11 protein-coding genes are annotated in these 14,407 nt (G+C 64.6%); all 11 read right to left on the bottom strand.

Features of this window, described 5'->3' with window-relative positions:
• Positions 1 to 8: 8 nt before the first annotated feature.
• The 11 genes from PE067_RS20540 to carB all read right to left on the bottom strand — a co-directional run bounded on the left by PE067_RS20540 (position 9) and on the right by carB (position 14,133).
• Entirely contained in the window at positions 9 to 350 is a 342-nt protein-coding gene (locus PE067_RS20540) for a hypothetical protein (RefSeq protein ID WP_276191868.1), read from the bottom strand.
• Positions 351 to 426: 76 nt separating this feature from the next.
• Positions 427 to 2,037 (bottom strand): FGGY-family carbohydrate kinase, encoded by a 1,611-nt coding sequence (locus tag PE067_RS20535; RefSeq protein ID WP_276191628.1) that lies wholly within the window; start codon positions 2,035 to 2,037, stop codon positions 427 to 429.
• Positions 2,038 to 2,066: 29 nt separating this feature from the next.
• Positions 2,067 to 2,798 (bottom strand): SDR family oxidoreductase, encoded by a 732-nt coding sequence (locus tag PE067_RS20530; RefSeq protein WP_276191626.1) that lies wholly within the window; start codon positions 2,796 to 2,798, stop codon positions 2,067 to 2,069.
• A 53-nt stretch (positions 2,799 to 2,851) separates the two neighbouring features.
• Positions 2,852 to 3,826, bottom strand: a complete 975-nt coding sequence (locus PE067_RS20525) for a ribose ABC transporter permease (protein ID WP_276191625.1) — start codon at positions 3,824 to 3,826, stop codon at positions 2,852 to 2,854.
• A complete protein-coding gene (locus PE067_RS20520) occupies positions 3,816 to 5,318 on the bottom strand; it encodes a sugar ABC transporter ATP-binding protein (protein WP_276191624.1) in 1,503 nt (500 codons plus the stop codon). The genes PE067_RS20525 and PE067_RS20520 overlap by 11 nt, the downstream gene beginning before the upstream one ends.
• A gap of 72 nt (positions 5,319 to 5,390) precedes the next feature.
• Positions 5,391 to 6,296 (bottom strand): ABC transporter substrate-binding protein, encoded by a 906-nt coding sequence (locus PE067_RS20515; RefSeq protein ID WP_276191623.1) that lies wholly within the window; start codon positions 6,294 to 6,296, stop codon positions 5,391 to 5,393.
• A 102-nt stretch (positions 6,297 to 6,398) separates the two neighbouring features.
• Positions 6,399 to 7,283 carry an AraC family transcriptional regulator gene (locus PE067_RS20510; RefSeq protein ID WP_276191622.1) on the bottom strand — a complete coding sequence of 295 codons (885 nt, stop codon included), beginning with the start codon at positions 7,281 to 7,283 and terminating at the stop codon, positions 6,399 to 6,401.
• Between the two features lie 284 nt (positions 7,284 to 7,567).
• Positions 7,568 to 9,028, bottom strand: coding sequence for a xylulokinase (xylB, locus tag PE067_RS20505; protein ID WP_276191621.1), 1,461 nt, complete (start codon positions 9,026 to 9,028; stop codon positions 7,568 to 7,570).
• Positions 9,029 to 9,038: 10 nt separating this feature from the next.
• A complete protein-coding gene (locus tag PE067_RS20500; RefSeq protein ID WP_276191619.1) occupies positions 9,039 to 10,076 on the bottom strand; it encodes an NAD(P)-dependent alcohol dehydrogenase in 1,038 nt (345 codons plus the stop codon).
• Between the two features lie 206 nt (positions 10,077 to 10,282).
• Positions 10,283 to 10,678: a VOC family protein gene (locus PE067_RS20495; protein WP_276191618.1), complete on the bottom strand. Its 396-nt coding sequence runs from the start codon at positions 10,676 to 10,678 to the stop codon at positions 10,283 to 10,285.
• 122 nt (positions 10,679 to 10,800) lie between these two features.
• Positions 10,801 to 14,133: a carbamoyl-phosphate synthase large subunit gene (gene carB, locus PE067_RS20490; RefSeq protein ID WP_276191616.1), complete on the bottom strand. Its 3,333-nt coding sequence runs from the start codon at positions 14,131 to 14,133 to the stop codon at positions 10,801 to 10,803.
• Between the last annotated feature and the right edge of the window lie 274 nt (positions 14,134 to 14,407).

Genomic DNA, 14,407 nt, shown 5'->3' with positions numbered 1-14,407 from the left:
TCGCGGGTTCAAGTCAGAAGGGTTTTGGCACGCACCACGATCGCGGCGGCGGTAATGCCGAATTTTTCGTAAAGCACCGGGGCCGGGGCGCCAAAGCCGCGCAACCCGGCCACATCGGCGCCAGAGGCGACATGGCGGGTCCAGCCGAACCTGCCCGCCCATCCTTGGTTAAGGATTTCGCGGTCGGGCCAATCGCGGTCGGGCCAATCGGGGGCGGGCCAATCGGGGGCGGCGGCATCGGCTTTCTGGTGGCGCGTCCACAGCGCGGCCATGCCCATGGGGTCCTCGGGATGGCCGGAATTCGCGGCCTCGACCGCATCCATGGCAAGGGCGCGGATGCAGTTCGACATGGCAAAGCTGTCGCCGTCCAGACGGGCGGCGTTCAGGGCGGCGGCGATGTCGGTCATGGGGCGGGATGCTCCTGCATCAGGGGGCAGACGCCGCGCGGATCTCGCGGGCGGTGCGTTGCAGGGTCAGAAAGGCCGCATAGCGCCGATCCTGCAGCGCGCGGGTGGCGGGATCGGGCGGGCAGTTCGTCGCGATGCGCGACATGGCGGGCATGGCGGTCTGCAGGTCGGGATAGGCACCGCCCGCGACCGCGCCCAGCATGGCCGAGCCCAGCAGGACGGGTTCGGGACAGGCGGTCACCTCGACCGGATAGCCGGTGGCATCGGCCAGCAACTGCCGGGTCAGCACATGCGCCCCCGCCCCCCCGCTGACGCTGATCGAGGCAACGGGCGCCCCATGTTGCGCCTGCGTTTCAATGATCTGGCGCAGCCCATAGCCCAGCCCGCAGATCCCCGCGACATATAGCGCGACCAGCGAATCGACGCTGGTTTCCATACCCTGCCCCATGATGACGGCGCGGGCATGGGGGTCGGCAAAGGGCGCGCGATTGCCCAGAAATTCGGGCACGACATGCAGGTCATCGGCCAGCCGCACCGCCTGCGCCGGGCTGGCGGCCAGATCCAGCGCGCGGTCGGCCAGCCATTGCGGCAGGGATTTGCCATCCGCTTCGGCCAGCGCCGTGGCCTCGGCCGTCGCGGGGTGCAGTTGCACCAACTGGTCGATGGCCGCGCCTGCCGCGGACTGACCGCCTTCGTTCAGCCACATCCCCGGCACCATGGCCGAAAAATACGGCCCCCAGACACCGGGCACAAAGGCCGGGTCCGTGGTCGTCGTCATGGTGCAGGACGAGGTGCCAAAGACATAGCCCAGACAGGTCGTCGCATCGCCGCCCGCCGCCACCGTCCCGACCCCGCCCGCATGGGCGTCGATCAGCCCCGCCGCCACCGCCGTGCCGACAGGCAGGCCCATCGCCGCCGCAGCATCCGCCGCCAGCCCCTGCCCCAGAGGGATGCCGGGTTCGACGACGCTTTGCCCGATACGGACGAAATCCTGATCGGCCAGATCGCCCAGACCGATCCGGCGGAAATAATCCGCGTCCCACCGCCGCTCATGCGCCAGATAGGTCCATTTGCAGGTCACCGTGCAGGACGACCGGTCCAGCGCGCCCGTGGCCTTCCATGTCAGGAAATCGGTCAGGTCAAAGAAGTGAACGGCCCGGGCATAGACCTCGAGGCGGTTTTCACGCAGCCACAGCAGTTTCGGCGTCTGCATCTCGGGCGAGATGCGGCCACCGACATAGCGCAGCACCTCATGGCCCTGCGCATTGATCCGTTCGGCCTGTTCGACGGCGCGGTGGTCCATCCAGACGATGATGTCGCGTTCGGGATGGGCGGGATCGCCGACCGGCAAGGCTTCTCCAGCGGGACCACGCAGCACCAGCGAGCAAGTGGCATCGAAACCGATGCCCGTGACACGCGCCGGGTCGATCCCGGCACGGGTCACGCTTTCCCTGACGCTGGCACAGACCGCGTCCCAGACCTGATTGCCGGATTGTTCGACGATGCCGCCGTCTTCGCGATGCATCGTGATCGGGCGCCGGGCCGTCGCCAGCAGATTGCCCTGCTGGTCAAAGACCCCCGCCCGGGCCGAGCCGGTGCCAACGTCGATGCCGATCAGATACTGGTCCATGCGGGGTTCCTCTGGCTTGGGCCGGGGCGTCAGACGCGGTCGAAATTCGTCGGCAGCACCAGCATGTCGCGGATGGTCACGGTGCGCTTGCGCGTCAGCATATAGATCACCGCATCCGCGACCTCGCTTGCGTCGATCAGGCTGCCGCTTTCTTTCGCCTTGCGCAAGTTTTCCTCGGGCCAGTCGGCCAGCAGGGCGGATACGACCGGACCGGGCGAGACCTGCGCCACGCGCACGCCATGCGGGATCATCTGGCGGCGCATCCCTTGCACGAAACTGGTGATCGCCCATTTCGACCCGGAATAGACCGGTTCCCACCAGGTCGGGTAATGGCCCGCGATGGAACAGGTCACGATGATGTCGCCGGTTTTGCGCGCCGACATATGCGGCACGACGGCATGGACGTTCTTCATCACCGCATTGACGTTCAGGTTCAGCATGCGGTCGATGGCCTCGGGCGTCGTCTCGGTCAGGTCGCCGCCGATATAGGTGCCCGCGTTGCAATACAGGATGTCGATGTGATCGACCTTTTCAAGGATTTCCGGGATCATCGCGTCGCAACTGGCCGCGTCCAGCAGATCCGTGACCTGCGCGATGGCGCGGTCGCCCAGCCTCGCGGTCAGTTCGTTCAGCGCGGCTTCGTTGCGGTCGACCAGAACGACGGTCGCGCCCTGATCCAGCAGCGCCTCGGTCGTGGCAAGACCGATCCCCGAGGCCGCGCCGGTAATGACCGCGACCTTGCCTTGCAGCGATTCAGACATGAGTTTCTCCAGTGTTGTCGGAAAGGTTGGACCAGAAAGACAGCGGGGAGCGCCTAGCGCCACTCGCGCCCGATATAGATGGCCAGAAGGATGATCGCGCCCTTGATGACGTCCTGCAGATAGGGGTTGATGCCCATCAGGTTCAGCCCGTTGTTCAGGATGCCCAGCAGGACCGCGCCGATCAGCGTGCCAAGGATCAGCCCGCGCCCGCCCGCAATCGCCGTGCCGCCCAGAACCACCGCCGCGATGGCATCGAGCTCAAAGCCGACGCCGGCATTCGGCTGGCCGCTCATCAGCCGGCCGGTCAGGATGACGGCGGCAAGGGCCGAGGTCAGGCCGGAAATCGCATAGACCGCCAGCTTGACGCGCTGCGTTTTCACGCCCGACAGCCGCGCTGCGGTTTCATTGCCGCCAAGCGCATAGACATGGCGGCCAAAGAGGGTGCGCTGCAGCAGGACCCGGGCCAGCGCGTAGATCACCACCATGATGATCACCGGCACCGGAACGATGCCGACGCGACCGACGCCGAACCACGAAATCCAGCTTGGCAACCCGCTGATCGGATAGCCGCCCGAATAGATCAGGCCCAGACCGCGCGCCATGCCCATGGTGGCCAGCGTCACGATGATCGCGGGCATCCTGCCCCATGCGACCAGAACGCCATTGGCCAGACCGATCCCCAGACCGATCAGCAGACCGATGGCCAGCGCAACCCCTGCGGGCAGGCCGGTATTGACCATCAGCCCGGCGGCCAGCGTGCCGACCAGCGCCATGACCGCGCCGACCGACAGGTCGATGCCGCCCGTCAGGATCACGAAGGTCATGCCGACCGCCAGAATCCCCACGACCGACACCTGCCGCAGCACGTTCATGATGTTGTTGACGCTAAAGAAATTGTCGCTGGCCAGCCCCATTAGGCAGGATACGACGATCAGCCCGATCAGCGGCAGCGCCAGCGGCGAATGCAGTAGCCGCCCCAGGGACAGGCCGGTCTTTCCGGTCGCGCCGGTATTTGCGTCATGCGACATGTTCAACCCTCCCCGTGGTGGCATAGGTCATGATGGTTTCCGAATTGATATCCTCGCCCTGAACCGTCGCCACGATGCCCCCCGAACGAAAGACGCAGACGCGGTCCGACATGCCGATCACCTCGGGCAGTTCGGACGAGATCATGATGATCGAGGCCCCCGCCTCGGTGAAGGCGCGCATCAGCGCGTAGATTTCCGCCTTGGCGCCGACGTCAATGCCGCGCGTCGGCTCGTCAAAGATCAGCACCTGCATGTCGTGGTTCAGCCAGCGGGCGATGACGACCTTTTGCTGGTTGCCGCCCGACAGCGTGTCAACACGCGCCTGCGGGCCTTGCGATTTCACGCGGACCTGCCCCATCGCGGTTTCCGTGCAGGCCAGTTCCTTTTTCAGGTCGATGAACCAGTGCCCCCGGCGGTATTTGCCGTAATTGTTCAGCGAGATGTTGTGCAGGATCGAAAAACTGGTGATCAGCCCCTGTTCCTTGCGGCTTTCGGGCAGCAGGCCGATGCCATGGGCCAGCCCTTCGTCGGGGCCGGAAAAGCGTTTCTCGACCCCGTCGACCCTGACCTTGCAGCGCGCGGCGGGACCGGCGCCCAGCATGGCCAGAACGGTTTCGGTGCGCCCCGATCCGACCAGCCCGGCAAAGCCCAGAATCTCGCCCTTGCGCAGCGCGAAGCGCGACAGGGGGCCGCCTTTTTTCAGTTGCAGTTCCTCGACCTCGACCACCACGGGGGCGGCGGGATCGGCCGTGCCCTTGGGCGGGAAATTGCTTTCGATGCGGCGGCCGACCATCATCTCGACCAGACGGTCGTTGTCGACATCGGCGACATCGCAGGACCCGACGAACTGGCCGTCACGCAGAACCGTGATGCGGTCGCAGATTTCAAAGATTTCTTCCAGATGATGCGAGATGAAGACGATGGCCACGCCCTGCCCGCGCAATTCGCGCATGACCTTGAACAGGTGCTCAACTTCCGAAGGCGTCAGGGTCGCGGTGGGTTCGTCCAGCACCAGAATGCGCGCGTCCAGCGACAACGCCTTGGCGATTTCGACGAATTGCTGCTCGGCAACGGACAGGCGGTTGATCGGCACATCCAGCGGCACATCGACGCCAAGCTGGCGCATGATCTGGCCCGCGCGGGCGCGCATCGCCTTGCGGTCCAAGAGCCCAAGCCGCCCCCGCATCTCGCGCGCAAGAAACATGTTTTCGACCGCATCCAGATGCGGGATCAGGCTGAACTCCTGAAAGACGATGCCGACACCGGCGGCAATCGCCTGATCGTAATCGGCAAACTGGTGTTCGGTGCCATTGATGCGGATCGTGCCGGCACTGGGCTGGATGATGCCGCACAGGATTTTCATCAGCGTCGATTTCCCGGCGCCGTTTTCGCCCAGCAGGGCATGGACCTCGCCCGCGCGGACGTTCAGATCGACGCCGTGCAGGACTTCGATCTTGCCGAAGCTTTTCCTGATCGCGTTCAGTTCAAGCATGATGGCCTCGTGGCTTGGGTTGCGGGCGGATGGCCTGCCCCCGCGACGTTGCGGGGACAGGTGCAGTATAGCTTACCAGCTGAAGTCGGCGGCGTTTTCCTTGTCGACGACCATGACGTCGATCGGAACCTCGGCCGGGACCACGCGGGCGCCCCATTTCTGGGCCAGCGCCATCGCCAGACCGACGCGAACCTGATCGCGCGGGAATTGCGCGGTGGTTTCGATGAAGGGCCCACCGTCGTTGATCGCCTGAATGGCTTCGGGCGCCCCATCGACCGAGGTCAGCTTGATATCCTTGCCCGACCCCTGAATCGCCGCCAGCGCACCCATCGCGCCGCCGTCGTTGACCGAGAAGATCCCGGCAAGGTTCGGCTTCGACTGGATCATGTTTTCCACGACGCCAAGCGCGACCGAGCGGTCCTGACGGCCGTTTTGCGTGTCAACCAGCTGAATGTCGGGGAATTCTTCCAGTGCAGCCTTGCAGCCTTCGACGCGCTGCAGGATCGGCACGACCGGGATGCCGTCCAGAATAGCAACCTCGCCCTTGCCATCCAGCGATTCCGCCAGATATTTGCACGACATGTAGCCCGCATCGCGGTTTTTCGAACCGACGAAGGTATCGACCGGGCCGTTCGCGTTGGCGTCCACGGCGACGACGATCACGCCCGCGGCCTTGGCGGCGTGGACGGCGGCCTCGATCCCGGCGCTGTCGGTCGGGTTCAGCAGCAGGATGTCGATGTTCTGCTGCAGCATATCCTCGACATCGGACACCTGCTTGGCCACGTCATGGCCCGCATCGGTCACGACGACCTCGGCCCCAAGCGAGGCTGCGGCTTCGTTCAGCGCCTCTTGCATGGAGACGAAATAGGGGTTGTTCAGCTCCTGAAAGGTCATGCCGATCTTCAGCTTGTCCTGCGCCAGTGCGGGCGCGGCAACCAGCGCCAGGGCGGCGGTCGCGGTCAGCAGGGTCTTTTTCATCTGGGGTTCCTCCCGTTTGGATGAAAGCAGGCAAGGCCTGCACATGTCCGGGCGGTGTCGGGCCGCCCGAATTCGGTGAATTCCGATCGTCCGGGGCTGGTGTCAGCTTGCCATGACCGCCGCCTTCTGGGCCGCGAATGTCATGCGGAATTGCGATGGCGACATGCCCTTGAGCTTCAGGAAATGCCGGTTGAAGTTGGAAAGGTTGGAAAATCCGACGTCATAGCAGATTTCGGCAACCTTGATATCGGGATCGGTCAGCAGCATCTGACAGGCCAGATCGACGCGCAACTGATTGCGGTAGCGCACCAGCGTCGTGCCGGTGTGACGCTTGAAGGCGCGGGAAAAGGCGCTTTGGCTTTGCCCGACCATCTCGGCCAGTTCGCTTTCCTCGATCTGTTCGGTCAGATGTTCGCGCAAATACGTCAGCGCGCGGTTGATGCCGCCGTCATGGACGCGGGTCAGGTCCAGATCAAAGCTGAGGCTGGCCAGCACCTCGTAATCGCCCGCATTGGCCAGCACGTCCAGAATGTCCCAGAACAGCGCCAGCCGCTTCATGCCCTGCGCCTCGATCAGCCGGTCCATCAGCGGGCGGACGCGGCGGGCGGTGTCCGCATCGAACAGCAGCCCCCGGCGCGAACGGTCCAGCAGCGGGCGCAGGCTGTCCATTTCGGGCATCGCCGCGCAGGCGTCTTCGATGAAACGCTCGGGAAACTGGATGACCAGCGACCGGATCGGCACGATTTCGTCAGCTTCGATGTCGCTGATCCAGTTCTGCGGCAGGTTCGGGCCGGTCATGATCAACTGGCCGGGTTCGAACCTGCCGACGAAATCGCCGATGTAGAACGTGCCCGAGGTCGCGTTGACCAGATGGATTTCATATTCGGGGTGATAGTGCCAGCGCACCGTGCGGAACGGATAGCCATGCATCCACGCGGCGAAGGATTCGCCCTTGCGGATATGGACCAGTTCCAGATCGGGTTGCACGATTCCTCTCTCCCCCTCGCGACACGCCGCTACCGTGCTGCGGCTGACGACGGGACCCCGGCCCGTCAACGGCGTTCTGGAACCTTAGTCGCAGGCCGGACGCGGATTCCACATCACTGCGCAAAAAATACCGATACTTTTTTGCTGGATCGCGTGCAAATTATGAGGAAGGCACAGGCAGGTGGTCACATGATCGCCATTCTGCAGGGCAGCGTGAAAAATGCCGCAATGCAGAAAAATCGCCGTCACACAAGGGAAACGGCGATTTTCCTGAGGTTTTCAGCCTAGATCCGGTTCAGGCCCAGATCGCGCAGATGCGGATATGCGGCGTGATAAGCCTCATACTTTTTCGCATAGCGTTCCGCCAGTTCCGCATCAGGAACAACCTCTGCGCGAACGGCGGGCCGGGTGAAAACGCGATCCGAGATGTCGCCGGTCGCACAGGCCGCCCCCAGCTTGGCCGCGCCGAATGCCGCGCCGAAATCGCCATCCTCGGGTTCCAGCAGCACCAGACCCGTCGCCGATGCCATGATATGCAGCCATGCCCGCGACCGCGCGCCCCCGCCCACCGCATAGGCGGATTCGATCACCGTCCCCGCCTTGCGCAGCGCAATCACGCTGTCGGCAAAGGCCAGCGCCACGCCCTCCATCACCGCCTGCGACAGATCGGCAAGGCCGGATGCGCGTTGCAGCCCCAGAAACGCCCCGGTCGCATCGGGATCGTTCAGCGGCGTGCGTTCACCCGACAGATAGGGCAGAAACAGCGCGGGCGATGGTGCCGTCACGCGATCCGGGACCAGCGCCGCCAGTTCCGGCACGGTCTTGCCGGTGATTTCCGACAGCCATGTCATGCTGTCGGTCGCGGACAGGAACACGCCCATCTGATGCCATGTTTCCGGCACGGCATGGCAAAAGGTATGGACCGCATCGCCGGTATTCGGCGCATAGCTGGCCGTCGTCGCAAACAGCACGCCCGAGGTGCCAAGCGACAGGAACCCCGTCCCCGGCGTCATCACCCCCATGCCGCAGGCCGTCGCGGCATTGTCGCCGCCACCGCCCGCCACCGGCACCGCGGCAATCCCCCAACGCGCCGCCAGATCGGCCCGCAGATGGCCCGAGACATCGCTGCCCTCGACCAGTCGCGGCATCTGGTCACGGGTCAGACCCGTCGCGGCCAGCAACTCGTCGGACCAGTCGCGGCGCGCGACGTCCAGCCACAAGGTCCCCGCCGCATCCGACATTTCCGCCACATGTTCGCCGGTCAGCCACAGGCGCAGGTAATCCTTGGGCAGCAACACCTTGGCCACGGCATCGAAAGTCTGCGGCTCATTCTGGGCGACCCACCGCAGTTTCGGCGCAGTGAACCCGGCCATGACCAGATTGCCCGCAATGCCGTGGAAATCGGCACGGCCCGTCAGTTCCGCGCATTGCGGCCCCGAACGCCCGTCATTCCACAGGATGCAGGGCCGCAAGACCCGGTCCTGCGCGTCCAGCAGCACCGCGCCATGCATATGGCCCGACAGGCCGATGGCCTGCAGCATGGCCATTTCCGCCGGATGGTCGCGCAGCAGGGCCGCGATCACCTGATCGGCGCCGGCCAGCCAGTCGGCCGGGTCCTGTTCCGACCAGCCGGGATGCGGGCGGCTGACGGTCAGGGGGGCGTGGGCCACGCCCACCGTGGCGAAACGGTCATCGACCAGCATCGCCTTGATGCCCGAGGTTCCAAGGTCCAGTCCCAGATACATGGCAGCCCCCTTATTGCGGCAGGACGATTTGCAGCTTCACATCCGTCTCGCGCGCCTCGACCGCGCGGTCGAATGCGGCGACAGCATCGGCAAAGGGCAGCGTGTCCGAAATCAGCGGCTTCAGATCGACCTTGCCCGAGGCGATCAGCGCAATCGCCCGGTCATAGACATTGGCGTAGCGGAACACGGTCTCCAGCCGCAACTCCCTGGCCTGAAGGCCGACGATATCGACCGGCACCGGATCGACCGGCATCCCGACCAGAACGATGGCGCCGCCCGGACGGGCCAGTTCATGCATCCCCAGAATGGCGGGCGCCGCGCCCGAACATTCAAAGACCACATCGGCGCCCCAGCCATCGGTCGCCTGCGCCACGGCCTCGGCCAGCGGCTGGTTGCGGATATTCACGACCTCGATCCCGTCATAGGCAGCGATGATGTCCAGTTTCGGCTGGGCCAGATCAGCGACGATGACCTTGGCGCAGCCACCCGCCAGCGCGGCCAGCGCGACCATCATGCCGATCGGCCCCGCGCCGGTCACGACCGCGACATCGCCCGGCTGGATACGGGCGCGCAACGCGGCCTGCATGCCGATGGCAAAGGGTTCGACCATCGCGCCCTCGCCAAAGCTGACATTGTCGGGCAGCTTGTAGGTGAAGGCGGCGGGGTGGATGACCTCGGGCGTCAGGCAGCCGTGAACCGGGGGCGTGGCCCAGAAGGTGACGGCGGGATCGACATTATAGATGCCCAGCTTGGCCGCGCGAGAGGTCGGATCGGGGATGCCCGGTTCCATGCAGACGCGGTCCCCGGCTTTCAGATGCGTGACCTCGGCGCCTGTGGCGATGACGGTTCCGGCAGCCTCATGGCCCAGAACCATCGGGGCGTTGACGATGAAATGACCGATCTTGCCATGGGTGTAATAATGGACATCGGACCCGCAGATCCCGACCGTATGGATCGCAACCCGCACGTCGCGCGGACCCATTTCGCCCGGAATGTCGAAATCCCGCAGCGACAGGCGGCCCTTTTCTTCCAGAACAAGCGCTTTCATCACATCCTCCTTCGCGGACACCAAGGGGGCGCCCTTTCGGATGGTGTGATGCGGCCACGGCAAGGGCAAGGCAAATGAAACCCGCGTGGCGCGCCGCAGTTTGTGACGAACCGGCAAATTCGTATCAGAGGCGCGGGATTTTGCTATCCGGGTGGCGCGGCGGGGTGGGGTCGCACCCCCCTGCCCCGCGCCGCTGATTCGGCATTCTACAGGTAGCGCCCGCCGCGTTTCAGCACCTCGATCTGATAGCCGTCGGGGTCCGCGATGAAAAAGAAACGCGCGATCACCTCGCCCGCAGGGGCGAAATCGACCAGCTTGCGCGGGGCAAGACCTGCCGCCGTCATGCGGGCATGTTCGGCATCGACATCATCGACGCTGACCGCCAGATGACCGTAGCCATCGCCCAGATCGTAAGGCTCGGTCCGGTCCTTGTTGACGGTCAGTTCCAGTTCGAAACCGGTTTCGGCATTCGCCAGATAGATCAGCGTAAAGGTCGGAAAATCCAGCCTTTCCGCAACCTTGAGACCAAAGGCCCTGTCGTAGAATTCCAGCGACCGCGCTTCGTCAAAGACGCGGATCATCGAATGGATCATCTTGGCCATGGGGCGCCCCCTTGCTGTTTCGGGGCGATATCTAGCACGCGCTTCCGGCGGATGCACGGGCCGGAAATGACAGGGACGGCAGGGCATCCGCCCGCCGTCCCTGCCGCGTTTCCCGGTTCAGGTCAGGCCTGCAGCGAACGCACGCCCACCTCGCCCTCGCCACGCGACTTGATCGCGGCGACAGCGGCGATGCTGCCTGCGGCGGTGGTGAAATAGGGGATCTTGTCATACAGCGCGACGGCGCGGATTTCGCGTGAATCCGCAATGGCTTGCGCGCCCTCGGTCGTGTTCAGCACCATCGCGATATCGCCGTTCTTCATGCGGTCGACGATATTCGGACGGCCCTCATAGACCTTGTTGACCTGTTCCGTCTGAACGCCCGCCTCGGCCAGAAAGGCCGCGGTGCCGCGCGTCGCGGTCAGGGTAAAGCCAAGCGCCACCAGATCGCGCGCCGCAGCGGCCAGATCGGCGGTCTTGTCGGCATCCTTGACCGAGACAAAGACCCGGCCCGTATCCGGCAGATGCGTCCCCGCGCCCATCTGCGCCTTCAGGAAGGCGCGGGCAAAGTTGCGGTCCCAGCCCATGACCTCGCCGGTCGAACGCATTTCCGGCCCCAGCAGCGTGTCGACACCGGGGAAGCGGGCAAAGGGCAGCACGGCCTCCTTGACGCTGAACCAGGGCGTGTTCGGGTCGGCCGTGGTCATCGGATCGGCAAAGGGCAGATCGTCTTCGGGGCCGACCCCCTCGGGATAGGCCGCGCGGGCGGGGAAATTCGCCATGGGTTCCCCGGCCATCAGCCGCGCCGCGATGGAGGCAATCGCGCTATCCGTCGCCTTGGCCACAAAGGGCACGGTGCGGGACGCGCGCGGGTTGACCTCCAGCACATAGATCTCGCCATCCTTCAGCGCGAATTGCACGTTCATCAGCCCGACGACATTCAGCGCGCGCGCCATGTCGACGGTCTGGCGTTTCAATTCGGCGATGGTCGCGGCGTCCAGCGTATGCGGCGGCAGCGAACAGGCGCTGTCGCCCGAATGGACGCCCGCCTCCTCGATATGTTCCATGATGCCGGCGACATGGACGGTTTCGCCGTCCGACAGGGCGTCGACATCGACCTCGATCGCGCCCGACAGATAGCTGTCCAGCAGCACCGGGCTGTCGCCCGAAACCTGCACGGCCTCGCGGATATAGCGGTGCAACTGGTCCATGTCGCGCACGATTTCCATGGCGCGGCCACCCAGCACATAGGACGGGCGGATCACCAGCGGGAAACCGATACGGCCCGCGATTTCAATGGCTTCGGCGTCGGAATGCGCAATGCCGTTGATCGGCTGGCGCAGCTTCAGATCATGCAGCAACTGCTGGAACCGCTCGCGATCCTCGGCCAGGTCGATGGCGTCGGGGGTGGTGCCCAGAATGGGGATACCCTCGGCCTCCAGCGCATTGGCCAGCTTCAGCGGCGTCTGCCCGCCGAACTGCACGATGACGCCATGCAGCGTGCCGTTTTCCTGCTCGACGCGCAGGATTTCCAACACATGTTCCAGCGTCAGCGGTTCGAAATACAGCCGGTCCGAGGTGTCGTAATCGGTCGAGACGGTTTCCGGATTGCAGTTGACCATGATCGTCTCATAGCCCGCCGCCGTCAGCGCGAAACAGGCATGGCAGCAGCAATAATCGAACTCGATCCCCTGCCCGATCCGGTTCGGCCCGCCGCCCAGAATGACGACCTTCTTGCGGTCGCTCGGCCGCGCCTCGTTTTCGACATCGCCCATCGCCGGGGCTTCCCATGTCGAATACATATAGGGGGTCTGCGCCTCGAATTCGGCGGCGCAGGTGTCGATGCGCTTGAACACCGGATGCAGGTCCAGCGCACGGCGCGACTGGCGCACGGCGCTTTCCGTTTTGCCCGCCAGATTGGCCAGACGCGCATCGGAAAAGCCCATCATCTTCAGCTTGCGCAGCCCTTCGGCATCGGTCGGCAAACCGTTTTCACGCACGACGTTTTCGGCATCGACGATCTCGCGCAGACGCGCCAGGAACCACGGGTCAAAGCTGGTCGCCGCCTGAATTTCGCCGTCCGTCAGCCCGTGACGCATGGCCTGCGCGATCAGACGCAGCCGGTCCGGGGTCTGGGCGGAAATCGCCTTGACGATGGCCGCCTTGTCGGGCGCGCCGGGGATGTCGATATCATCCAGCCCGGTCAGCCCGTTTTCCATGGATGCCAGCGCCTTTTGCAGCGATTCATGAAAGCTGCGGCCGATCGCCATGACCTCGCCCACCGATTTCATCGCGGTGGTCAGTTCAGGCTTGGAACCCGGAAACTTCTCGAACGCGAAACGCGGGATCTTGGTCACGACATAGTCGATGGACGGTTCAAACGACGCGGGCGTGACGCGGGTGATGTCATTGTCCAATTCGTCCAGCGTATAGCCGACGGCCAGTTTCGCGGCGATCTTGGCAATCGGAAACCCGGTCGCCTTCGACGCCAGCGCGGACGAGCGGCTGACGCGCGGGTTCATCTCGATCACGACCATGCGGCCATCGGCGGGGTTCACCGCCCATTGCACGTTGGACCCGCCGGTTTCCACGCCGATTTCACGCAGCACCGCGATCGAGGCATTGCGCATCGCCTGATATTCGCGATCCGTCAGCGTCAGCGCGGGCGCAACGGTGATCGAATCGCCGGTATGAACCCCCATCGGATCGACGTTTTCGATGGAACAGACGATGATGGCATTGTCGTTGCGATCCCGCACGACCTCCATCTCGTATTCCTTCCAGCCCAGCAGGCTTTCATCGACCAGGATCTGCGCCACGGGCGAGGCATCCAGCCCCGAGCGGCAGATCGCCTCGTAATCGTCGCGGTTATAGGCAACGCCGCCGCCGGTCCCGCCAAGGGTAAAGGCCGGGCGGATGATCGCGGGCAGGCCGATATCTTCCAGCGCCTCCATGGCGATGGCGACACCGGCGTTGATGTCATATTTGCCATTGGCATGTTTCGGCGCGGATACGATGGTCGCGCGCGGGTTTTCCAGCCCGATCCGGTCCATCGCCTCGCGAAACAGCTTGCGATCCTCGGCCATTTCGATGGCTGCGCGCTGCGCCCCGATCAGCTCGACCCCATAGCGGTTCAGCACCCCCGCATCCGCCAGCGCCAGCGCCGTATTCAGCCCGGTCTGCCCGCCCATCGTCGGCAACAGCGCGTCGGGACGTTCCTTGGCGATGATCTTTTCGACGATCTCGGGCGTGATCGGCTCGATATAGGTGGCATCGGCCATTTCCGGATCGGTCATGATCGTCGCCGGGTTCGAGTTGACCAGAATGACCCGATAGCCTTCTTCCCGCAGCGCCTTGCAGGCCTGCGCGCCCGAGTAATCGAATTCGCAGGCCTGCCCGATGACGATGGGCCCCGCACCGATGATCATGATGGATTTGAGATCGGTTCTCTTCGGCATGGGGGCATCCTCGGGGGCTGGCGGCAGATAAATCGTCCGGGGTTATAGCCATGACAGGTGCGCGCGCAAGGCCCGAGACCGGAACACGTCACCTTTTCCTGCCCCGCCACCCCGTCCAGACGACCCGCCGGGGTTTTCTTCATCACCCAAATACCCAGGAACCCACCGGCGAAACCCATCGGAACGCCGGTTGCAGCACCCCGTCAGGCGACGCTATCCCCCGGAAAATCCCGGAAAACCCCCGCCAATCGCGATCAGCTGCAGCCAGAGGTCC

This window comes from Paracoccus sp. DMF-8, from assembly GCF_029309835.1.
Classification (GTDB): Bacteria; Pseudomonadota; Alphaproteobacteria; order Rhodobacterales; family Rhodobacteraceae; genus Paracoccus.
The sequence above is the reverse complement of the archived record's forward strand: the minus strand, read 5'-3'. Positions and strand labels throughout refer to the sequence as shown.

Excerpts from the sequence above, each read along its gene's own strand:
- PE067_RS20540 (WP_276191868.1), bottom strand. The coding sequence starts at position 350 with ATGTCGAACTGCATCCGCGCCCTTGCCATGGATGCGGTCGAGGCCGCG.
- PE067_RS20535 (WP_276191628.1), bottom strand. The coding sequence starts at position 2,037 with ATGGACCAGTATCTGATCGGCATCGACGTTGGCACCGGCTCGGCCCGG.
- PE067_RS20530 (WP_276191626.1), bottom strand. The coding sequence starts at position 2,798 with ATGTCTGAATCGCTGCAAGGCAAGGTCGCGGTCATTACCGGCGCGGCC.
- PE067_RS20525 (WP_276191625.1), bottom strand. The coding sequence starts at position 3,826 with ATGTCGCATGACGCAAATACCGGCGCGACCGGAAAGACCGGCCTGTCC.
- PE067_RS20520 (WP_276191624.1), bottom strand. The coding sequence starts at position 5,318 with ATGCTTGAACTGAACGCGATCAGGAAAAGCTTCGGCAAGATCGAAGTC.
- PE067_RS20515 (WP_276191623.1), bottom strand. The coding sequence starts at position 6,296 with ATGAAAAAGACCCTGCTGACCGCGACCGCCGCCCTGGCGCTGGTTGCC.
- xylB (WP_276191621.1), bottom strand. The coding sequence starts at position 9,028 with ATGTATCTGGGACTGGACCTTGGAACCTCGGGCATCAAGGCGATGCTG.
- PE067_RS20500 (WP_276191619.1), bottom strand. The coding sequence starts at position 10,076 with ATGAAAGCGCTTGTTCTGGAAGAAAAGGGCCGCCTGTCGCTGCGGGAT.
- PE067_RS20495 (WP_276191618.1), bottom strand. The coding sequence starts at position 10,678 with ATGGCCAAGATGATCCATTCGATGATCCGCGTCTTTGACGAAGCGCGG.
- carB (WP_276191616.1), bottom strand. The coding sequence starts at position 14,133 with ATGCCGAAGAGAACCGATCTCAAATCCATCATGATCATCGGTGCGGGG.